Source organism: Bacteroides sp. AF34-31BH (assembly GCF_003602795.1).
GTDB classification, from domain to species: Bacteria; Bacteroidota; Bacteroidia; order Bacteroidales; family Bacteroidaceae; genus Bacteroides; species Bacteroides uniformis.
The window spans coordinates 340,557-364,197 of the sequence record NZ_QTLV01000003.1 but is presented as its reverse complement, the minus strand read 5'-3'; the positions used below and the strand labels follow the sequence as shown (position 1 = coordinate 364,197).

Here is a 23,641-nt window from a genome sequence, read left to right as displayed (position 1 = left end):
GATTTGACGATTTACGATTTACGATTAAAAAATGAACGTGAATTGGAAGAGAACGTCAGAGCGTACATAGGATAATCAAAGTCGTACATATCATCAAAAGAAGTAATTTCAATCGTAAATCGTAAATCATAAAATCGTAAATAACCTCATGACTCCACTTTCCGTAATCATTACCATCGCTGCCTACTTCGTGATATTGTTCACGGTATCTTATATTGCAGGAAGAAAGGCTGACAACGCAGGATTCTTTGTCGGTAACCGTAAGTCATCCTGGTATGTCGTGGCCTTCGCGATGGTTGGTTCCGCCATTTCGGGTGTGACCTATGTATCCGTACCCGGCATGGTTGCCGCCAGTAACTTCGGCTATCTGCAAATGGTGTTGGGCTTCATTGCCGGACAGCTCATCATAGCCTATCTGCTGGTACCGCTGTTCTACAAAATGAACCTGGTATCCATCTACGAATATCTGGAGAACCGTTTCGGCATGTCTTCCTACCGCACGGGTGCCTGGTTCTTCTTCATCTCCAAAATGCTCGGTGCCGCTGTCCGTCTGTTCCTCGTATGCCTGACGCTGCAACTGCTGGTATTCGAACCTTTCGGACTGCCTTTCCTGCTGAACGTGGCCATCACGGTGGCACTGGTCTGGTTGTACACTTTCCAGGGTGGCGTAAAGTCTCTTATCTGGACAGACTCTCTGAAGACATTCTGCTTGGTGGTGTCGGTCGTACTCTGCATCTGGTATATCGCTTCCGACCTCAATCTGTCATTTACCGGTATGGTAAGCACCATTGCCGACAGTGACATGTCCCGCATCTTCTTCTTCGACGATGTGAACAGCAAGCAGTACTTTTTCAAGCAGTTCCTCGCCGGCGCTTTCACCATGATTGCCATGACCGGGCTGGACCAGGACATGATGCAGCGCAACCTGAGCTGCAAGAACTTCAAGGACTCACAGAAGAACATGATTACCAGCGTCATTTCGCAGTTCTTCGTCATCCTGCTTTTCCTGATGCTGGGTGTGTTGCTCTACATCTTTGCCGCCAACCAGCAGATTACGGTGGAGAAGAGTGACGAACTATTCCCGCTGATTGCCACCGGCAACTACTTCCCTGCCATTGTGGGCATACTGTTCATCATCGGCCTAATTTCTTCTGCCTATTCAGCCGCAGGCTCGGCACTCACCGCGCTGACCACTTCCTTCACCGTAGACATTCTGGGAACGAAAGGCAAGTCGGAAGAGACGGTTGTAAAGATGCGCAAGAAAGTGCACATCGGCATGGCGGTTGTCATGGGAATCACCATTTTCGTATTCAATCTTCTGAACAACACCAGTGTCATCGATGCTGTATATATCCTGGCAAGCTATACCTACGGTCCTATCTTGGGTCTGTTTGCTTTCGGCATCTTCATGAAACAACAAGTGCGTGACAAGTACATCCCGCTGGTTGCCATCGCCTCCCCGGTTCTCTGCTTCATTCTGCAGAAAAATTCCGAAGCCTGGTTCGGAGGTTATCAATTCAGCTACGAGTTGCTGATTTTCAATGCACTGTTCACTTTCATCGGTCTCTGTCTGTTGATTAGGAAAGATAAAAAGAACAATTAACTTAATACATCATCTATGAACGTAAGACGTCAGTTTTTACTAAGTTTGCTTGCCGCCTCCCTCTTCCCCCAATGGGGAGGTGCGCAAGAACTTCCGACGGATGTCCGCCAGGAAATCGGGAAATTCCTGGATACCACCGCACGGAAAGAAGTTTCCGTAGGACGTATCAGCATCGACTCAGTGGCCGTGGAAGGAAATACGCTGCAACTGTTTGCCAACATGAACTGTGCCTATATTCCTTTCCGCGAGGACAATGTAGCCGAAATATACCAGGGCGTAAGTGCCCTGCTACCGGCGGAGTTTACCAAATACAAGCTGCAAATCCGTACCAACAAGCGCAGCATCGAAGAACTGGTTCCCCAAGTCCTGCGTAGTAAAAAAGACAAAAAGACGAAGACATTCAATCCCGTCGCTTCCAAGCCTTTAGTTACCGACATTTCCGCCCCCTACACCCCTACCAACGGCTTGCAGAACCGGCACATCGCCCTATGGCAAAGCCACGGCTGGTACTACGAGCCGAAACTCGACCGTTGGGAATGGCAGCGTGCACGTATCTTCCAGACCGTGGAAGACCTCTACACCCAAAGCTACGTATTGCCTTTCCTCGTGCCGATGCTGGAAAATGCCGGTGCCAACGTGCTGCTTCCCCGCGAACGCGATTGCCAGACGGCAGAAGTCATCGTAGACAATGACGGTTGCCTGACCGGCCGTTCCGTCTATACAGAAAATTCCGGTGACAAGCTCTGGAGCCAGGGAGCAGGACAAGGCTTCGCCCACCTGCGCCCCCAATACATAGACTTTGAGAATCCTTTCAAGGAAGGCACCTACCGCGCCATAGAAACCATCAAGAAAGGAAACGCAAGCACCGCCGAATGGATTCCCGAAATCCCTTCGACCGGACAATACGCCGTATACGTCTCTTACCAAACCTTGCCAAACAGCGCGGACGATGCCCTTTACACCGTCTATCACAAAGGCGGCACCACGCAGTTCAAGGTAAACCAGCAAATGGGAGGCGGCACCTGGATTTACCTCGGCACCTTCGGCTTCAATGCCGGTCGGAACAATGAATGCAAAGTCGTTCTGAGCAACCTTTCCTCCAAAGTAGGAAGAATCATCACTGCCGACGCCGTGAAGATTGGCGGCGGTATGGGAAACATAGCTCGCTGCATCTCCAATGAGGGCGCTACGGAAAACCTGAAAAGCTCCGACACCCGCAACCTGCAAAACACCCATGCAGGCGATACCCCAAAACGTGCAACCCATTCTCCATTATCAACTATCCATTATCAACTATCCAACTATCCCCGTTTCTGCGAAGCCGCCCGCTACTGGCTGCAATGGGCCGGAATACCGGACAGCGTATATTCAGAAAGCAACGGCAAGAATGACTATACCGACGACTACAAATGCCGTGGCATCTGGGTGAACTACCTTTCCGGAGGTTCTGCCGTGAACCCGACGGAGAGAGGGCTGAACATCCCCGTCAACATGGCCTTCGCCTTCCACTCCGATGCAGGAACTACCCTGAACGATTCCATCATCGGGACACTCGGCATCTACTATACCAACGCCTACAATGAGAAGTTCGCCAACGGAGCATCACGCTACCTGAGCCACGACCTGACAGATTTGATTCAGTCCAACATCGTGCGTGACGTGCGTACCCTCTACGAACCTCAATGGACACGCCGTGGCAAATGGAACCAATCTTACTACGAGGCCCGTGTACCCCGCGTACCGACCATGCTGCTCGAACTGCTTTCCCATCAGAACTTTGCAGACATGCGCTACGGACTGGACCCACGTTTCCGTTTCACCGTAAGCCGCGCCATCTACAAAGGCATGCTTCAGTTTCTCTGCTCACAGTACCACATGGATTATGTAGTGCAACCGCTACCGGTAGACCACATGGCCCTGCGCATGACCGGTGAAAATGAAGTGGAACTGACCTGGCGACCCGTAGCGGATGCGTTGGAACCGACTGCCGTGGCAGAAAAATATATTGTCTATACCCGCATCGGCGACGGAGATTTCGACAACGGAGTATTGGTGGACGGCAACAGTTACCGCACCACACTCCCCACCGGCATGGTATGCAGCTACAAGGTAACCGCTGTCAACAAGGGCGGCGAGAGTTTTCCTTCCGAAATTCTTTCTGCCGGACGGGCGTTCAATTCCAAAGGTACCGTATTGGTGATAAACGGATTCGACCGTATCAGTGCCCCTGCCGACTTTGTCGCTTCCGCCCCTGCCGACACCCTCCTTGCCGGATTCCTGGATGAGCAGGACCACGGAGTCCCCTATATCCGTGACATCAGCTACATTGGCAAGATGAAGGAATACCGCCGTTCCATTCCCTGGATGGACGACGATGCCTCCGGTTTTGGCGACAGCTATGGGAACTACGAAACTCAAGTGATTGCAGGAAATACGTTCGATTATCCTGCTGTACATGGTGCAGCTATCCTGAAAGCAGGGTATTCGTTTGTATCGTGTAGTAACGAAAGCCTCTCCCCCGACCCCTCTCCCGTAGGGAGGGGAGATAAAAATACTCCGGTGGATATGAAAGAGTATAGGTATGTGGACTTGATACTTGGGAAGCAATGCCAGACCAAGATGGGACGGGGAGGCGTAAAACCGTTGGAGTTCAAGACTTTCAGCAAACCGATGCAGGAGGCTATTGCCGCTTATTGCGAGCAAGGCGGAAATATCTTTGTGTCGGGCGCTTTTGTAGGAACGGACTTGTGGGACAACCGCCTTGCAACCGCCGACGAAGCCGACAAGAAATTTGCGATGGAAGTACTGAAATATAAGTGGCGTGTGGGACAAGCGGCTACAATGGGTAAGGTGAAAAGCGTAGCTTCTCCGTTCCCCGCCCTTTCTGGGAACTATACCTATTATAATGAACCGAATGCCGGTTCGTATGTGGTGGAATCACCGGACGCCATTGAACCGGCAACCAAAGATGCGCACACTGTGATGCGGTATGCTGAGAATAACCTGAGTGCCGGTGTGGCTTATCAAGGCAATTACAAGACTTGTGTCTTGGGATTTCCCTTTGAGGCCATACGTTCTGATTCTGAAAGAGAGGCACTCATGAATGCTGTACTGACATTCTTCAACGACAACAAGTAATATCAACCAATCATCATCTATGAACAGAAGACTGTTAATAATCGTCCTGATGGCTTGCCTGCTCCCCCTGGGGATGCAGGCACAGCAAGGGACATTCCGTTTTGCCCAACTGACGGACATTCATCTGACCCCGAACAATCCGAATCCCACAGAGGACCTGCTGCGTTCCGTGGCACAGATTAATGCCACCGACAGTATCGACTTTGTCCTGGTGACGGGCGACCTGACCGAAGAAGGCGACCGTACTACCATGGAAAAAGTGAAATCGTGCCTTGACTTGCTGAAGGTCCCCTACCACGTAGTCCTAGGCAACCATGAAACGAAATGGAGCGACTCCGGCTGTACCGCTTTCGGAGAAATCTTTGGCGGAGAACGCTTCGAGTTCGAGCATAAGGGATTCCTTTTCCTCGGCTTCAACTCCGGTCCGCTGATGCGTATGGCCTACGGGCATGTAGTGCCGCAAGATATCCGTTGGATGACGGAAGAAATGGATAAAAACGGCAAAGACAAACCGGTGATACTTGTCACCCACTACCCACTAATGGAAGGTGATGTGGACAATTGGTATGAGGTGACGGATGCCGTCCGCCCCTACAACGTGCGCTTGTTTATCGGCGGACACTACCACAGCAACCGGGATTTACGTTACGACGGCATTCCGGGCGTACTGATGCGCAGCAACCTGCGCGACAAAGAAAGGAAACCGGGTTACGGCATCTATGAAGTAACCGGGGATTCCATCCGGGTATACACGCAACGTATCGGCGAACCCAAGAAGCAGTGGACAGCATTCTCGCTGACCAAGCAGTATTACGACCGCAACGGAAAGGCAGAGAAATATCCCGACTTCTCGGTCAACAAGGAATATCCGCAAGTAAAGGAGCAATGGATGGTACAGACGGGCGCAGGCATTTACTGCTCTCCCGCCGTAGAAAAAGATAAAGTGTTCGTAGGAGACGATATGGGAAGGCTGACAGCCTACACCCTGAAAAACGGCAAAAAGCTATGGAGCTTTGAAGCCGGCAAGCGCATTGTCGGTACTCCGGCCGTAAGCGAGGGTATCGTTGTATTCGGGTCTGCCGACCGCCGCATCTACGGATTGAACGCCAAAGACGGCAGCCTGCTCTGGACGGTAGAAGCCGCCGAACCGGTGCTCGGAGCCGTGACCATCGCAGACGGTACCGCCTACATCGGTGCCAGTGATGCCACTTTCCGCGCCATAGACATCCATACGGGAAAAGTAATCTGGACCTACACCGGCGTAAAGGGCTACATCGAAACCAAGCCGTTGGTGACGGAAGACAAGGTCATCTTCGGCGCATGGGACAATACACTGTATGCCTTGAACAAGACTGACGGACGTGAGTTGTGGAAATGGACGGGCGGACTGACCCGCATGCACTTCTCTCCTGCCGCCGTATGGCCGGTAGCTGCCGACGGTAAAGTATTCATTACCGACCCGCAACGCGCCATGACCGCCATAGACATCCACACGGGCAATACCGTGTGGCGCACCTTTCAGTCCATGGTGCGCGAGACCATCGGACTTTCCGAAGACGGTGAACGTATCTATAGCAAAACGATGAACGACAGCATTGTTTGCTATGCAGCTCAAGGAGATACTCCGCGGGAGTTGTGGGCAACCAATATAGGTTTCGGTTATGAGCATGCCCCCTCCATGCAAGTGGAAAAAGAGGGGGTAATGTTTGGCAGTACCAAAGAAGGACTTATCTTCGCACTGGAAGGAAAAACAGGCAAAGTACTGTGGAAACATAAAATAGGAAATTCACTTATCAGTACCGTAGTTCCGTTGAACGGCCACGAAGTTCTATTCACGGCAACCAGCGGGGAAGTGGGACTTCTGAGAATTAAAAATTGAGAATTAAAAATTAAAAGATATATCATGAATAAAATCAGTTGCTTTCTTCCCTACGCAGGAAAAGAACAAGTAGAAAAAACAGTGAATAGCCTACAGGCGACAGGACTTATAGAAGAAATCCGGTTAATCACGACCGATGCCACTCTGGAATCGCTCCCGGACTGCGAAATATTGTTTGTTGACATGCCCTACAGCAGTGCAACTCTCAAAGCTATTGCTAATGCAGCCAAGGGAGAATACACATTGCTTTATACCAAAGAGACTACGCTCGAAATGGGTATGTTTGCACTGGAACGTATGATACACATCCTTGAAGATTCAAGCGCCGGTATGGTATATGCCGACCACTACCAAATAGCAGACGGCAAGCAGAGCAACGCTCCGGTAATCGACTACCAATTCGGTTCCTTGAGGGATGACTTCAACTTTGGCTCCCTGCTCCTTTTCAACACCGAAAAACTAAAGGAAGCCGCCGGGCACATGAAGTCTGACTACAACTTCGCCGGACTTTACGACCTGCGCCTGAAATTGAGCCAACATTCAGACTTGGTACATATCAACGAATACTTATACAGCGAGGTGGAAAACGATACCCGCAAGAGCGGCGAAAAGATTTTCGACTATGTAGACCCCAAAAACCGTGACCGCCAGATTGAGATGGAGCAGGCATGTACCGAACATCTGAAAGAAATCGGGGGGTATCTGGCACCGGAGTTCAAGAAGATTGAGTTCTCTGCCGGTAACTTCGAATATGAGGCCTCCGTCATCATTCCGGTACGCAACCGTATCCGTACCATCCGTGACGCCATCAAATCTGTATTGATGCAGAAGACAGACTTTAAATATAATCTTATCATCATCGACAACCATTCCACAGACGGCACTACGGAGGCCATCGACGAATTCAAGGACGACGAACGCCTCATCCATATCGTCCCCGAACGCAACGACCTCGGTATCGGCGGTTGCTGGAATGTAGGTGTACACCACCCCAAGTGTGGCAAGTTTGCCGTGCAGCTGGACAGCGATGACGTATACAAAGACGAAAATACACTCGCCATCATGGTCCGCGCCTTCTACGAGCAGAACTGCGCCATGGTAGTAGGCACCTATATGATGACGGACTTCAATATGAACATGATTGCTCCGGGCATCATCGACCACAAGGAATGGACTCCGGCAAACGGACGCAACAACGCCCTCCGCATCAACGGTCTGGGTGCCCCGCGCGCCTTCTATACCCCGGTGCTGCGCGAAGTGAAAGTACCCAATACCAGCTATGGCGAAGACTATGCACTGGGACTGAACTTCTCCCGCCAATACCAGATAGGACGTGTGTACGACGTGGTCTACCTCTGCCGCCGTTGGGACGACAATTCCGACGCCTCACTGGACATCGTGAAGATGAACGGACACAACCTTTACAAAGACCGCATCCGTACTTGGGAACTCCAGGCACGCATAGCGATGAACAGGAAAAAGTGATTGTACACCGTAAATCATCAAATAACAGACAACCTCATGAATCAAACGATACACAATCTTCTAACCGAACAACTGGCATCCTGGGAGACGGCACGCAACAACTATGCCGCCCTCTCCGGCGTGCGGGTGAAAGAGCTGAACGTAAACGGCATACCCTATAAGGTGCAGTTCAACCCGGCACGCATCGTTTCCTCCGGTGCCAGGGTGGATGCCAAGTCCATCCAGGAACGGAAATGTTTTCTGTGCCCGGCAAACCTGCCGCCGGTACAGAAAGGCATCCCGTTCAGCGGACATTACAACATCCTGGTGAATCCGTTCCCCATCTTCCCCCGCCACCTGACAATACCGGAACTGGCGCATACGCCCCAACGCATCGCTTCCCGCTTCACCGACATGCTGGAGCTGGCCGGGGCGCTGACGGAATATACCATCTTCTACAACGGTCCCAAGTGTGGTGCCTCTGCCCCCGACCATGCCCATTTCCAGGCAGGAAACAAGGGATTCATGCCCATCGAGAAGGACTGGCGCGGACAGATTGCCGGAAAGATAGCCGATTACGGGAAAGCTGCACTGTGGTATCTCAACGACGCTCCCCGTGCCACACTTGTCATTGAATCCGCCTCCCAAAAGGACGCGGCAGACTTGTTCGACATCATCTACCATTCCTTAGACGTGAAAACCGGAGAAGACGAACCGATGATGAACGTGCTTGCCATGTACGAGGGCGACCGCTGGGTAGTCTTTGTCTTCCCGCGCGAGAAACACCGCCCCGCCTGCTATACTGCCGAAGGAGAAGCCAATCTGTTGAGCAGCCCGGCATCCGTCGACTTGGGAGGTGTCTTTATCACCCCCGTAGAAAAGGATTTCTTGAAAATCACTGCGGAAGACGTGGCGCAGATATTAAGTGAAGTATGCCTCTCTGCCACAGATTTCCACAAGGTACGGCAGCGTATCAGGGAAAAAATATGACTTCTGAAATCCAAGAACTCTAATTTTAAAGAAATACCATTATGAAAGAGCCCAAAGTACAAGTAGGCATTCTGTTTGAACCGCAGATAGAATTCGTTTTGCTGAATCCGTATCGCATGGACGGAACGGAAGTCAGCGGCAAGCAGGTAGTGACCTACGACGAAGGCAAGATTCTCTGGAATGGACGCCGGTATGACGAACTGCTGTTTGAACCGCAACACGAGCAGACCGATGCCTTCGAACTATTGGACGTTACCATCGGCATCAATTTCCATTGGGAGCGCAAGGAAGACCAGCGTTTTCTGGGTGCTCTCAAAATCATCGTTGAGAATGGAAAGCTCACCGGCATCAACGTCATCCATGTAGAAGATTATCTGACCAGCGTCATCTCCTCCGAGATGAGTGCCACCGCTTCTCTGGAGCTGCTCAAGGCACACGCTGTCATCTCCCGAAGCTGGCTACTGGCACAAATACAAAAGAATAAGGAAATCACCGAAGCCCAAGCTAACTACTCGGCCTTTACGCAGACCGACGAAGAGCTGATTCGCTGGTACGACCGAGAAGACCACACACGTTTCGATGTATGCGCCGACGACCATTGTCAACGCTACCAGGGCATTACACGTGCCTCTACCGATATTGTGAAACAAGCCATCTCCGCTACCCGCGGCCAGGTACTGACATCTGATGGTAAGATTTGCGACGCCCGTTTCTCCAAATGCTGCGGCGGTGCTTTCGAGGAGTTCCAATACTGCTGGGAAGACATCAAATACCCCTATCTTGCCCAACAGCGAGACAGCAAAACGCACGCCACACTGCCCGATTTGACGCAGGAAGTCGAAGCGGACCGCTGGATTCGTACCTCCCCCGAAGCATTCTGCAACACCACCGACAAGAAAATCCTCTCGCAGGTACTCAATAACTATGACCAGGAGACTACGGACTTCTATCGCTGGAAAGTGGAATATACCCAGGAAGAGCTTTCAGCCCTCATTCTGAAACGTTCAGGCATTGACTACGGACAAATCATCGACCTTATCCCCATAGCCCGCGGAACCAGCGGACGCCTCTGGAAACTGAAGATTGTGGGAACCAAACGCACACTCACCATCGGCAAGGAACTGGAAATCCGCCGCACGCTCTCCACTTCACACCTCTACAGCTCTGCCTTCGTGGTAGACAAAGAGGAGTTGTCCGCCGAAGGCATTCCCGGACGCTTCATCCTCACCGGCGCCGGTTGGGGGCATGGTGTGGGACTTTGCCAAATAGGTGCAGCCGTGATGGGCGAGCAAGGGTATAAGTATGATGCAATACTGCTGCACTACTATATAGGTGCCAGCATTGACAAGCTGTATGAATAATCGAATAGAACACAATAAATCAATATCATGAACCATACAAAAAACATATCGCCATGGGCATGGGTACCCACCTTGTACTTTGCACAAGGCATTCCATATTTTATCGTAAACAACATCTCCGTGATGATGTTTACCAAAATGGGCGTACCGAACGGAGAAATGGCCTTGTTCACAAGCCTGCTCTATCTGCCATGGACTATCAAACCCTTCTGGAGCCCGTTTGTCGACATCATCAAGACCAAAAGATGGTGGACCCTTTCCATGCAGATTCTGATGTCTGTGGCATTCATCCTGCTGACGCTGTCCATTCCACGGCCGGACGAGGCGACTATGGCGGCCGGAACAACCCCCATCAGCATGTTCAGCATCACGCTGATGCTGTTCATCATCACGGCTTTTGCCTCTGCCACACACGACATTGCCGCCGACGGCTTCTACATGCTGGCACTGAAACAGAGTGACCAGGCAGCCTTCGTTGGCATCCGAAGCACGTTTTACCGGCTCGCCTCTATCTTCGGACAAGGCGTGCTCGTAGCCATTGCCGGCGCCATCGAACTGAGAACCGAAAACATTCCGCTGTCATGGACCATCACGATGCTGGTTACAGCCGTTCTGTTCAGCCTGGTGACGTTCTATCACCTCTTTGCAGTCCCCAAACCCACCTCAGATAAGTCAACACTGGCTGCCGATGCCGCCACTGCAGGAGCTATATTCAGAGAATTCGGACGAACATTCGCCACCTATTTTACCAAACCGGGCGCATTGCTGGCCATCGTGTTCATGTTGCTGTACCGCCTGCCTGAAGCATTCCTCATCAAAATGTGTATGCCTTTCCTGGTTGCCTCCAAAGAATCGGGAGGTCTGGAACTATCGACAGCAGAAGTAGGTATCGTATACGGCACCATCGGAGTCATATTCCTCACCCTGGGCGGTATCCTCGGAGGATTGTTCGCATCACGCATTGGCTTGAAAAAATCCATCTGGTGGATGGCAGGATGCATGACTCTGCCATGCCTGACGTTTGTCTATCTTGCCATTGCCCAGCCCGACAATCTGTTTGCTATCTCAACCGCCATCGCCATCGAGCAATTCGGCTACGGCTTCGGTTTCACGGCCTACATGCTCTACATGATGTACTTCTCCGAAGGTGAATTCAAAACATCCCACTATGCCATCTGTACCGCATTCATGGCACTAAGCATGATGATACCAGGTATGTTTGCGGGATATATCCAGGAGGCTATCGGATATACGGACTTCTTCTGGTTGGTAATGATATGCTGTTTCGCCACGGTTGTTGTCACCATTTTTGCAGACAGAAAGATAGACCCGGAATATGGAAAAAAATGATTAATGGTTAATGATTAATGTTTTGTGAGTAATATTTAGTGATTGGTTATGAAGAGGACTATTATTATATCCTTGCTCTGCCTCCTTTGCGGAGGTGCGATGCAAGCACAGAAGATCAGAATAAAGACCGGTATCGAGGTACTGAAAGAACAGAATTTCCGATGCCTGGAAGGTAAGCGTGTAGGATTGATTACCAACCCGACGGGGGTGGACAACCGGATGAGGTCCACCATTGACATCCTGCACGAGGCGCCCAACGTGAACCTTGTGGCACTCTACGGCCCCGAACACGGTGTGCGCGGCGATGTGCACGCAGGCGACCATGTGACGGACATCAAAGACGCGACTACCGGACTGCCCGTCTATTCGCTTTACGGAAAGACCCGCAAGGCCACGCCGGACATGCTGAAAGATGTGGATGTATTAGTGTATGATATCCAAGACATCGGTTGCCGTTCCTTTACCTACATCAGCACCATGGGACTGGCCATGGAAGCCGCTGCCGAAAACGGCAAGGAATTCATTGTGCTGGACCGGCCCAATCCCGTAGGCGGATTGAAGATTGAAGGCAACTTGGTTGAAGATGATTGCATTTCTTTTGTAAGCCAGTTTAAAATTCCGTACCTTTACGCCCTCACTTGCGGTGAGCTGGCACTGATGCTCAATGGCGAGAAGATGTTGAAGGATGGGGAACAATGTAATCTCCACATAGTGAAGATGAAAGGCTGGAAACGCAAGATGGATTATACCCAAACCGGACTGCAATGGGTTCCCTCCTCTCCACACATTCCACATCCTCATTCTGCATTCTTCTACCCCGTCAGCGGCATTCTGGGTGAACTAGGATATATGTCTATCGGCGTGGGGTATACCATTCCGTTCCAGATGTTTGCCGCACCATGGATGGAAGCGGAAAAGCTGGCCGGAAACCTGAACCGTCTGAACGTACCGGGGGTCATCTTCAGACCGATGTACCTGAAGCCGTTCTATAGCGTAGGCAAAGGCGAGTTGCTGCAAGGTGTGCAAGTGCACATCATGGATTTCGGCAAAGCACCGTTGAGCGACCTGCAATTCCTGGTCATGCAGGAAGTCGCCGCCCTCTATCCTGACCGTGCCGTGTTTGACCATGCCGACAAGGGACGTTTCAACATGTTCGACAAAGTAAGCGGTTCGCGGCAGATACGCGAGCGCTTCTCGAAACGGAACCGTTGGGAGGACATACGCGACTACTGGTATAAAGATGCCGAAGACTTCCGTAAGCTGTCGAAAAAGTATTATTTATATAAATAAATTTACAGATAAATAAGGAAGGGAAAAGAGCCTGATACGGAGACTATTTCAGTCGTATACAGAACCACATTCAGTCGTATACTTAAATATATTCAGTATACGACTGAATGTACCCCCTCGTAAGACACGTTTACAGAGCACTTTGAAGCGAAGTGATGCAATAAAAAAAAGTGAACATGAAAGAGCATAGTTACATGGCTTTCCTGCAGGAAGCAAAACAATTCATTCCGCAGGAAAGGATTTACACCGACGAACTTCGCCGGCTGGCTTGGGGTACGGATGCCGGTTTTTACCGACTGATTCCCCAGATTGTAATCCGTTCGAAAGACGAAGATGAAGTTTCACAACTGTTGAAACTGGCGAGCCGCCACGGGCTGCCCGTCACCTTCCGAGCGGCAGGGACCAGTTTGTCGGGTCAAGCCATTAGCGACTCCATCCTCATCGTAGCCGGCAAGAATTGGGAAAAATACAGCATATCCGCCGACTACGAACAGATAACCCTCCAACCGGGCATCATCGGACAACGTGTGAACGAACTGTTGGCTCCCTACGGCCGTAAGTTTGCACCGGATCCCGCCTCGGTGAAAAGCGCCATGGTAGGCGGTATTGTCATGAACAATGCTTCCGGCATGAACTGCGGTACGCACGCCAATAGCGACAAGGTGCTTATTTCCGCCCGTATTATCCTGATGGATGGTACCCTGCTGGATACCGGAAATCCCGTCAGCCGCGCCTCCTTCGAAGTGAGTCACCGTGACTTCATTCGCCGCATCTGCGAACTGCGCGATGAAATACGTACCAACGAAAAACTGGCCGAACGCATCCGTTACAAATATTCCATCAAAAATGTAACCGGGCTCAATCTGTTGCCCTTCGTCCGTTTCGACGACCCATTCGAAATCATTGCCCACCTCATGGTAGGTTCCGAAGGTACACTGGCGTTCCTTTCGGAAGTGACGATGAAGACTGAATATGATTATCCCTACAAGGCCAGCGCTATGCTCTACTTCAAGACCATCAAAGAAGCGAGCCGCGCTGTGGTAGCCATGAAGAAGCTGGTCGACGAAACCGGCGAATGGACAGTAAAAGGGGCTGAAATGCTAGACTATAAGAGCCTTTCTTCCGTCAACGACCCCGTATTCCTAAAATACAAAGGCGAAGTTGCCTCCTCTGCCCTCCCCGGCGTGGAGCCCGGCGACGAAACCGGGTTGACAGCAGTGCTGACCGAAACCAAAGCCCGTACCCCGGAAGAACTGCAACAGAACATATCTGCCATTGAAGCTTGCCTGCAAGCCTTCACCACCTATATTCCGGTACGCTTCACCGACCGTCCGGAGGAATATTCCAAATACTGGGCCATCCGTTCCGGCATCTTCCCCTCTGTGGGAGGTACGCGCCAGCCGGGAACCACTTGCCTCATCGAAGACATCGCCTTCCACATTGAAGACCTTCCGGAGGCAACGGCAGAACTGCAACAGCTCATAGCCCGCCACGGATATAATGACGCCTGCATCTACGGCCATGCTCTCGAAGGCAACTACCACTTCATCATCAACCAGTCCTTCAGTACCCAAGCGGAAGTGAAACGCTACGAAGACTTGATGAATGACATTAAGACCTTGGTAGTAGATAAATATGACGGTTCCCTAAAAGCCGAGCATGGCACGGGCCGGAATATGGCTCCCTTTGTCCGCCATGAATGGGGAGATGACGCCTACAAAGCCATGAAAGCCGTCAAAGAGCTGTTTGACCCACAAGGATTGCTAAACCCCGGTGTCATTTTCAATGATGACCCGCAATGCCATATCAAGAACTTCAAGCCGCTGCCTTTATTAGTGATGAGTGACAAGAGACAAGCTACGTCACTCGTAGCTGACAAATGCATCGAGTGCGGTTTCTGCGAAGTCAACTGTCTCTCCTGCGGCTTTACCCTTTCCTCGCGCCAGCGTATCGTGTTGCAGCGCGAAATATCCCGGCTGAAACAAAGCGGCGAGGACCCGACACGCCTTGCACTGCTCGAAAAACAATACCGCTATCCCGGCAACCAGACTTGTGCCGGAGACGGCCTCTGCTCCATGTCGTGCCCGATGGGTATCAATACGGGCGACCTTACCCATATAATCCGCCAGGAAGCATTACCCAAAGGCAGTCTGGGATACAAAGCCGGAGACTTTGTCGCCAATCATTTCGCTGGTGTCAAGAGTGCACTGCGTCCCGTATTGTCCTTAGCCAACTTCGGACATTCACTATTAGGGACAAAGGCGATGAGCGGCATTACCAAGGGGCTGCACAATGCATTAGGCATACCTCTATGGACGCCGGCTATGCCGAAAAGTTATCAGTTACAAGCTACGGAGTTACAAGCTACAAGCACTATGCAGCATAATAGCGCAGCACTTGTAGCTCGTAGCTCTGTAACTCGTAACTACAAAGTCGTCTACTTCCCCAGCTGCATCAACCAGACTATGGGTCTGGCAAAGAAGTCTCCCGTAGAGCAGCCATTGGTAAATAAAATGGTGTCCTTGTTGCAAAAAGCCGGTTACGAAATCATCTTCCCGAAAGATATGGACAAGCTTTGCTGTGGCACCATTTGGGAAAGTAAAGGGATGCTGGACATTGCCGATCGCAAGACAGCCGAACTGGAGGCCGCACTTTGGGAAGCCAGCGAACAAGGCAAATACCCCGTCCTCTGTGACCAAAGCCCTTGTCTGCACCGCATGCGCGAATGTATCAAGAAGATGAAACTGTATGAACCTGCAGAATTCATCTATACATTCTTACGTGAGAAGCTGATTTTCACACCTATTAACCGCCCCGTAGCAATCCACATCACCTGCTCCATGCGGAAAATGGGACTGGCAGATACCATTATAGCCCTTGCACGCCTTTGCTCCAGTAAAGTCATCGTGCCGGAAGAAGTAGGTTGCTGCGGTTTTGCCGGAGACCGGGGATTCACCTATCCTGAGCTGAACTCGTACGCCCTACGCAAACTCCGCCCGCAAATAGAAGCGTCCGGAGTGAATATAGGCTACTCTAACAGCCGTACTTGTGAAATCGGATTGACAACAAACTCAGGTATCCCCTACGTATCCATCGCCTATCTGGTAGACGAATGTACAAAGGCAGCTGATAATTAGGATTGATAATTAACTTAACACACAAATATTACAATGAACAGTACAAAAGTAAGTAAACGCATCCTTGCACTCGACATTCTCCGTGGTGTCACCATCGCAGGTATGATTATGGTAAACAACCCCGGTTCGTGGGGACATATCTATGCCCCCTTGCGGCATGCAGAGTGGAACGGTCTGACCCCCACCGACCTCGTCTTTCCCTTCTTCATGTTTATCATGGGAATTTCCACATACATTTCCCTGAAGAAATACAACTTCGAGTTCAGCCACGCCGCCGGCATGAAGATACTGAAACGCACCATCGTCATTTTCCTTATAGGCATGGCTATCGGCTGGTTCTCGCGTTTCTGCTATTACTGGGCCTCCGCTCCGGACGACCTCAGTTTCGGAGAGAAGCTATGGGCTTCCGTCTGGACATTCGACCGTATCCGTATTCTGGGTGTCATGCAACGGCTGGCCCTTTGCTACGGAGCAGCCTCCATCATTGCACTAACCATGAAGCATAAACATATACCTTATCTGATAGCCGGCCTATTGACAGGCTACTTCATACTGTTGATGTGCGGCAACGGTTTCGCCTATAATGAAACAAACATTCTTTCCGTGGTAGACCGTGCCATCCTGACCCCTGCACACATGTACAAGGATAACGGCATAGATCCCGAAGGTTTGTTAAGCACCATTCCTGCCATTGCACATGTGTTGCTGGGCTTCTGTGTAGGGCGGCTGATGCTGGATGGCAACAAGTCGGAAGACCGTGCCTCATTTCTCAATTCGCAGCTTATCACACTGTTTCTGGTAGGTGTTATCCTTACTTTCTCCGGTTTCCTGCTAAGCTACGGTTGCCCCATCAACAAGAAAATATGGTCTCCTACCTACGTACTCGTCACTTGCGGACTGGCATCCAGTTTTCTGGCATTGCTTATCTGGATTATTGATGTGAAAGGCTATAAGAAGTGGAGCATGTTTTTCGAGGCATTCGGTGTGAATCCGCTGTTCATGTATGTATTGGGCGGCGTACTTAGCATACTTTTCGGTAGTATCAGTTTCCCGTGGGGAAACAGCAGCATCAGCATACACGGATTCTTATACAATATAGTCCTCATGCCCGTTTTCGGTGAAACCGCCGGTTCCCTTGCCTTTGCCCTGCTGTTTATCGCCATTAACTGGTGTATCGGCTACCAGTTGTACAAACGAAAAATATATATCAAAATATAAGGATTAGGGGTTAGTGATTAAGGATTAGTGATTAATACGTTGCCTATAATTAAGAAACAGTATCACCTACCATTAATCACTAATCCTTAATCACTAATCCTTAATCACTAACCCCTAATCCCTAATCATTAAACATTATTTATATGATTCTAATAGCAGACAGTGGCTCTACAAAGACCGATTGGTGTGTTGTAGAGAATGGAGTACTTCTCCAACAGATATTCACGAAAGGGACGAACCCTTTCTTTCAGTCGGAAGAGGAAATCAGTAATGAAATAGCAACAGCGCTATTACCTCAGCTGAAGACAAGTGAGCTGGATGCCGTATACTTTTATGGTGCAGGATGCGGATTTCCCGACAAGATAAGTATGGTGCACCGTGCCATAACCAAACACCTCAGTGTGAAAAATGAAGTGGAAGTCAATACCGATATGCTGGCTGCCGCACGTGGCCTCTGCGGACATGACTCAGGCATTGCCTGCATCATGGGGACCGGCTCCAACTCATGTTATTATGACGGAAAAAGCATTGTCACCAATGTATCTCCTCTGGGATTCATCTTGGGAGACGAAGGCAGCGGAGCCTGCTTGGGCAAACTGTTGGTAGGCGATATCTTGAAAAATCAGATGACACCCGAGCTGAAAGAGAAATTCCTCAAACAGTTCGACCTGACACCTGCTGATATCATCGACCGTGTCTACCGTAAACCTTTCCCCAACCGTTTCCTGGCAAGCTTGTCACCATTTCTTGCACAGAATCTGGGTGAACCTTGTGTACGCGCTCTGGTACTGAACAGCTTTAAGGCATTCCTTAAACGCAATGTCATGCAATATGAAGACTATCAGCATCAAAAAGTACATTTCATCGGTTCCGTAGCCTTCTATTACAAGGAAGTTCTGGCAGAAGCTGCCAAAGAAATGGGTATCCAACTGGGTGCAATCATCAAGAGCCCCATGGAAGGACTCATCAAATATCACAACTGAAAGTGACAAATCGTAAATAGTAAATCGTCAAATAGTAAATAGCCTTATGTTCGTAAAAATCTCAGAGCAACCATCGCTCTACAATGACTTGGAAAAGAAATCAGTCCGTGAAATTCTGGAAGACATCAATACCGAAGACCAGAAAGTGGCGCTTGCCGTACAGAGGGCAATCCCTCAAATAGAAAAGTTGGTAACCCAGATTGTGCCCCGCATGAAACAAGGCGGACGCATCTTCTACATGGGTGCGGGTACCAGTGGACGTCTGGGCGTACTCGACGCTTCGGAAATTCCACCGACTTTCGGTATGCCCCCCACGCTGGTTATCGGCTTGATTGCCGGTGGTGACACTGCATTGAGAAATCCGGTAGAGAATGCCGAAGATGACATTCACCGCGGTTGGGAAGAGTTGACGGAACGCAATATTACAGATAAGGATACGGTCATCGGTATTGCTGCATCCGGTACCACCCCCTACGTGATTGGTGCCATGCACGAGGCACGCGAACACGGCATACTGACCGGCTGTATCACCAGCAACCCGGACTCTCCAATGGCAGCAGAGGCAGATGTAGCCATCGAAATGATTGTAGGGCCTGAATATGTGACGGGAAGCTCACGCATGAAATCGGGAACAGGACAGAAAATGATACTGAATATGATTACTACTTCCGTCATGATACAGTTGGGACGCGTGAAAGGCAACAAAATGGTGAATATGCAGCTCAGTAACAAAAAGCTTGTGGACCGTGGTACCCGTATGATTGTAGAGGAACTCGGACTGGACTATGGCAAAGCCAAGGCGCTGCTGTTGATGCACGGTTCGGTGAAAAAGGCAGTGGATGCGTACCGGATTTAGCTATTACTCACTCTTAAATTCCTTTATTATGAAAGCAATATATTTTTTTCTCTTTTCTCTTTGTCTGCAAGCTGCCACCGCGCAACCCTTGCAACGCGTAGCCCCTGAACAAGTGGGAATGGACTCACGCAAGTTGATGTATGCTGACGAAGCGATTGAAACAGCCATCTCCAACAAGGATATTCCCGGTGCCGTACTTGCTGTAGTACGTAACGGCAAGATGGCCTATCTGAAAGCTTACGGCAACAAGCGTATTTATCCCAATGTGGAGCCTATGACTGCCAATACTATCTTTGATATGGCATCTTGCAGCAAATCCATGTCGACCGCCGTATGTACGATGATACTGGCAGAACGCGGCAAGCTCCGTATGCTGGACCCCGTCAGCCTCTACATACCCCATTTCAAGAATTGGGAAAGCGAAGACGGCAAAGAGAAAAAGGTAATCCGCATTGCCGATTTGATGACACACACTTCCGGTCTTCCTCCCTATGCACCGGTAGCCGAGCTAGAAAAGCAGTACGGTTCTCCCAATCCTGATGGGCTTATGGAATATATTGCTACTTGTAAACGCGACTTCAAGCCGCAGACTGATTTTCAATACAGTTGCCTCAACTTCATCACTTTGCAGCACATTATCGAGACTATAAGCGGACAGAGCCTGCGTGACTTTGCACGTGAAAACCTATTTGATGTACTCGGCATGGAGCATACCGACTATCTGCCTTGCCAACGTGATAAGGATGGTAACTGGATTACGATAGTTGACAAAGGAACGAGAAAACAAGGACACAAGGAAAACAACGTAGCCAATTCTCAATTTTCAATTCGCAATTCTCAATTGAATAACATTGCCCCCACTGAAAAGCAACCTAATGGACAAGTTCTCTGCGGACAAGTTCATGACCCGCTGGCACGTGTCATGAACGGAGGTATCAGCGGTAATGCAGGAGTATTCTCTTGTGCTGATGATATTGCCATACTCTGCGCAGCCCTGCAAAACGGAGGTGAATGGAACGGACGCCGCATCCTGAGTCCGCTGGGTGTAAAAGCCATGCGTACTGTGCCACGCACTACCGCCAGTCTGGGACGCACTCTCGGTTGGGATAATTTTACAGCCTATGCCTCCAACAATGGAGATTTGTTTGGTCCTAATACCTATGGGCATACCGGCTACACGGGTACCTCCATCATTATCGATCCGGACAATGACACTTCCGTCATACTCCTTATCAACGCCGTACATCCGGAAGACGGACACAGCGTAGTTCGCCTGCGTTCATTGGTTGCCAACGCTGTGGCGGCTTCCATCTACCCCATTCCGCGTATTTATACAGACCATTACTACAAACGTTTCCTACAGTTTATGGATGAGCCTGCCATTACAAGCAAGGACATCGTCATGCTTGGCAATAGCCTGACTGAAGGTGGCGGTGACTGGTCTGCCCGTCTTGGTAAGAAGAATGTACGTAATCGCGGCATCATCGGTGATGAAGTGATGGGTATCTATGACCGCCTGCATCAGATACTTCCCGGACATCCCGCCAAGCTGTTCCTGCTTATCGGAGTCAATGACATTTCCCATGACTTGGCACCAGACAGTATTGTAGACATGATTCGCATGACGGTGGAACGCATCCGGAAAGAATCTCCCGACACAAAACTCTACCTACAAAGCCTACTCCCTTTCAATGAAAGTTTCGGCCGATACAAAAAACTGACTGGAAAGACAGATATGGTTCCTGAAATCAACTCCCGTCTGGAGGCGTTTGCCAAAGAGGAAGGCATTGCCTATATCAATCTTTTTCCACTATTTACAGAGAAGGGAACAAATGTACTACGCAGTGAGTTGACCGGCGACGGACTGCATTTGAATGAGGATGGATACAAAATCTGGGTAAAGGCCATTAAGAAGAAAATATAAAACGAACCAGTCTCCGAACGTCTGCCACACTACCAACAGGCTAAAGAAGACATCTCTCCATTAACTAGATTCCCCCTGCCATAGACATCTATAGCAGGGGGAATTCTTATATTCGGGGCGTTTCGGCACACACCCTCTTTTATCTCATTCGGCAAAGCTAACCAGTTGCAAGTCAAACGTCAACAGAGAGCCTCCGGGGATTGTATTTGTAGAATAAGGAGCAGTATAATCATTTATACCATATCCGCTTTGATAAGGGATATACAACATCCACCGCTCACCCATCCGCATAAGCTGCAAGGCAGCTGCCCAACCGGCAACGACACCCGAAACTTCAAAATCCACGAATGAATCAAAAACCGTAGGTTCTTTTACCGGAGGAATAGGTATATCGCGGTCAATAGCACTATAACCGTCAAAGCAACCGTCGAATTCTTCGCCATTCACATAAGTCCCATAATAATAAGCATTCACCTTTGAATGATAACCCGTATACAACGGGCGTTCACCCGTCTCATTCTTCACAAGCTTCTTGCAATAGACATACTGAGCACCTTCAGAAGTGCTTGCAGTCGTCTGTATGGCATACAGTTTCCCGAGTTCCATAGCATCGGCCTGCTCTGCTGTGGCGACATAATTCTCGCCAGTCAGCCTTTTTATCGAGTCAACAAAAGCCTCGCCGCGTTCTCTCCAATTATCATACTTTCCAGCCTCTTCCACTTCTTCACAAGAGATAAAAGCACCCACCAGCAACAGCAAGAAAGGCAAAAACAAAAGGGACTTTTTCATTTACTATTTTACTATTTTACTATTTACTATTTCAGTTTGTTCACGCACCGGTCTATTCCATAACCGCTTTATTGCAAGGTTTTCAGCAACGATGTGATGCTTACACGGTCTGCAATAATATTATTCAGTTCAGAGATAGCCACGCGCTCTTGCTGCATGGTGTCACGATTACGCAGTGTCACACAGTTATCTTCCAAAGTCTGATGATCCACGGTGACACAGTACGGAGTACCAATGGCATCCTGGCGGCGGTAACGCTTACCAATAGAATCTTTCTCATCATACTGACAATGGAAGTGGAACTTCAGATTGTCAATGATTTCGCGCGCTTTTTCGGGCAGACCATCTTTCTTTACCAACGGCATTACGGCCAGTTTCACCGGTGCCAGTGCAGCAGGCAACTTCAAGACAACACGGGATTCACCGCTATCCAACGTCTCTTCACAGTAGGAAGCCGACATGATGCTAAGGAACATGCGGTCTACACCGATACTAGTCTCGATGACATACGGGGTATAGCTTTCGTTGGTTTCCGGATCGAAATACTTGATGTTCTTGCCGGAGAACTTCTCATGCTGGGACAAGTCGAAATTTGTACGGCTGTGAATACCCTCTACTTCCTTGAAACCGAAAGGCATCAAGAACTCAATGTCTGTAGCAGCATTAGCGTAGTGGGCCAGTTTGTCGTGGTCGTGATAACGGTAATGGTCATCACCGAAGCCCAGCGCCTTGTGCCATTTCAGGCGAGTAGCCTTCCAACTCTTGAACCAGTCAAGCTCTGTACCCGGCTTCACAAAGAACTGCATTTCCATCTGCTCGAACTCGCGCATACGGAAGATGAACTGGCGGGCTACAATTTCGTTACGGAAAGCCTTACCAATCTGGGCGATACCGAAAGGAATCTTCATGCGACCGGTTTTCTGTACATTAAGGTAATTTACGAAGATACCTTGTGCCGTTTCCGGGCGAAGGTATATCTTCATGGCACCATCGGCGGTAGAGCCCATTTCAGTTGAGAACATCAGATTGAACTGGCGTACCTCTGTCCAGTTCTTTGTGCCACTGATAGGGCAAACGATTTCTTCGTCAAGGATAATCTGACGGAGTTCGTCCAGATTATTATCGTTCAAAGCCTTGGAAAAACGTTCATGCAAGGCATCACGTTTGGCCTGGTGTTCCAGCACACGACCGTTGGTACTGCGGAACTGAGCCTCATCGAAAGCCTCACCAAAACGCTTGGCAGCTTTGGCCACTTCTTTGTTTATCTTGTCATCGTACTTAGCAAGCTGGTCCTCTATCAACACATCGGCACGATAACGTTTCTTGGAATCGCGGTTGTCAATCAAAGGGTCATTGAAAGCATCTACGTGTCCGCTGGCTTTCCAGATGGTGGGGTGCATAAAGATTGCTGAGTCGATACCGACAATATTTTCGTGCAGCAGCACCATACTCTGCCACCAGTATTGCTTGATGTTATTTTTCAGTTCCACACCCATCTGACCATAGTCATACACAGCTCCCAGTCCATCATAAATCTCGCTGGAAGGGAACACAAAACCATATTCCTTACAGTGTGATACGAGTTTCTTAAAAACGTCTTCTTGTGCCATTTTCTGTTGTATCTAAATTAATTTGAATCTTATTTTCAGCTAAAAAGCG

The 23,641-nt window shown here is 49.7% G+C and carries 15 protein-coding genes; 13 read left to right on the top strand and 2 right to left on the bottom strand.

The window, feature by feature from the left end:
- Nucleotides 1-148: 148 nt before the first annotated feature.
- From DWZ67_RS07505 to DWZ67_RS07445, 13 genes are all read left to right on the top strand, one after another.
- Complete coding sequence (locus DWZ67_RS07505) at nt 149-1,603, top strand: sodium:solute symporter (protein WP_120138480.1); 1,455 nt, start codon at nt 149-151, stop codon at nt 1,601-1,603.
- Nucleotides 1,604-1,618: 15 nt separating this feature from the next.
- Nucleotides 1,619-4,741, top strand: a complete 3,123-nt coding sequence (locus tag DWZ67_RS07500) for a xanthan lyase (RefSeq protein WP_120138478.1) — start codon at nt 1,619-1,621, stop codon at nt 4,739-4,741.
- Between the two features lie 19 nt (nt 4,742-4,760).
- The gene (locus tag DWZ67_RS07495; protein ID WP_120138476.1) at nt 4,761-6,620 is read left to right on the top strand and encodes a PQQ-binding-like beta-propeller repeat protein; all 1,860 of its coding nucleotides are present in this window, start codon (nt 4,761-4,763) and stop codon (nt 6,618-6,620) included.
- A gap of 24 nt (nt 6,621-6,644) precedes the next feature.
- The gene (locus DWZ67_RS07490; protein WP_120138474.1) at nt 6,645-8,105 is read left to right on the top strand and encodes a glycosyltransferase family 2 protein; all 1,461 of its coding nucleotides are present in this window, start codon (nt 6,645-6,647) and stop codon (nt 8,103-8,105) included.
- A 36-nt stretch (nt 8,106-8,141) separates the two neighbouring features.
- Entirely contained in the window at nt 8,142-9,074 is a 933-nt protein-coding gene (locus DWZ67_RS07485) for a DUF4922 domain-containing protein (protein ID WP_120138554.1), read from the top strand.
- Nucleotides 9,075-9,115: 41 nt separating this feature from the next.
- On the top strand, nt 9,116-10,435 hold the full coding sequence (locus DWZ67_RS07480) for a SpoIID/LytB domain-containing protein (protein WP_005834675.1): 1,320 nt from the start codon (nt 9,116-9,118) through the stop codon (nt 10,433-10,435).
- A gap of 27 nt (nt 10,436-10,462) precedes the next feature.
- On the top strand, nt 10,463-11,785 hold the full coding sequence (locus DWZ67_RS07475; RefSeq protein WP_120138472.1) for an MFS transporter: 1,323 nt from the start codon (nt 10,463-10,465) through the stop codon (nt 11,783-11,785).
- Between the two features lie 48 nt (nt 11,786-11,833).
- Nucleotides 11,834-13,075 (top strand): exo-beta-N-acetylmuramidase NamZ domain-containing protein, encoded by a 1,242-nt coding sequence (locus DWZ67_RS07470; RefSeq protein ID WP_005834674.1) that lies wholly within the window; start codon nt 11,834-11,836, stop codon nt 13,073-13,075.
- A 176-nt stretch (nt 13,076-13,251) separates the two neighbouring features.
- Nucleotides 13,252-16,212 (top strand): FAD-binding and (Fe-S)-binding domain-containing protein, encoded by a 2,961-nt coding sequence (locus DWZ67_RS07465; RefSeq protein ID WP_009037751.1) that lies wholly within the window; start codon nt 13,252-13,254, stop codon nt 16,210-16,212.
- 33 nt (nt 16,213-16,245) lie between these two features.
- The gene (locus DWZ67_RS07460; protein WP_005824978.1) at nt 16,246-17,430 is read left to right on the top strand and encodes an acyltransferase family protein; all 1,185 of its coding nucleotides are present in this window, start codon (nt 16,246-16,248) and stop codon (nt 17,428-17,430) included.
- A gap of 143 nt (nt 17,431-17,573) precedes the next feature.
- Complete coding sequence (locus DWZ67_RS07455; RefSeq protein ID WP_005824980.1) at nt 17,574-18,413, top strand: BadF/BadG/BcrA/BcrD ATPase family protein; 840 nt, start codon at nt 17,574-17,576, stop codon at nt 18,411-18,413.
- A 46-nt stretch (nt 18,414-18,459) separates the two neighbouring features.
- On the top strand, nt 18,460-19,269 hold the full coding sequence (gene murQ / locus DWZ67_RS07450) for an N-acetylmuramic acid 6-phosphate etherase (protein WP_005824981.1): 810 nt from the start codon (nt 18,460-18,462) through the stop codon (nt 19,267-19,269).
- A 28-nt stretch (nt 19,270-19,297) separates the two neighbouring features.
- Entirely contained in the window at nt 19,298-21,193 is a 1,896-nt protein-coding gene (locus tag DWZ67_RS07445; protein WP_005824982.1) for a serine hydrolase, read from the top strand.
- Nucleotides 21,194-21,337: 144 nt separating this feature from the next.
- On the opposite strand, the gene DWZ67_RS07440 is transcribed toward DWZ67_RS07445, so the two are convergent.
- Together DWZ67_RS07440 and DWZ67_RS07435 are read right to left on the bottom strand one after the other, a co-directional pair.
- On the bottom strand, nt 21,338-21,982 hold the full coding sequence (locus DWZ67_RS07440; RefSeq protein ID WP_005824983.1) for an FKBP-type peptidyl-prolyl cis-trans isomerase: 645 nt from the start codon (nt 21,980-21,982) through the stop codon (nt 21,338-21,340).
- 68 nt (nt 21,983-22,050) lie between these two features.
- A complete protein-coding gene (locus DWZ67_RS07435) occupies nt 22,051-23,592 on the bottom strand; it encodes a glycine--tRNA ligase (RefSeq protein WP_005824984.1) in 1,542 nt (513 codons plus the stop codon).
- Nucleotides 23,593-23,641: the final 49 nt, after the last annotated feature.